We start from the raw sequence: 242 nt of genomic DNA on the forward strand, positions 1-242 counted from the left end.
CGTGCCCACGCCGAGCGCGCCGAGCACGACGGTCAACAACAGCACACAGGCCAGCGTGTACGACTGCTCGGCGGCGGCGCTCGTGCGCACGCTGGAGTCTTGCGCTTGCTGCATCACCGAGGCGACGATCTCGTCGATGGCGGCGGTCGGCGCGCGATCGATACCTTTGACCAGGCCGTCGACGGTATGCGCGCTGCCCGGGTCGGCCGCGTCATAGTGCGCGAGCGCGTCGAGGTAGCGGT

Annotated in this window: 1 protein-coding gene; it reads right to left on the reverse strand. The window is 69.8% G+C overall.

The features are described 5' to 3' along the window. Nucleotides 1-242 (reverse strand): hypothetical protein (locus SB679_RS25985; RefSeq protein ID WP_410705273.1); only part of this gene is annotated, 242 nt, incomplete at both ends.

Source organism: Chryseobacterium sp. SIMBA_029 (genome assembly GCF_046535275.1).
GTDB lineage: Bacteria > Bacteroidota > Bacteroidia > Flavobacteriales > Weeksellaceae > Chryseobacterium.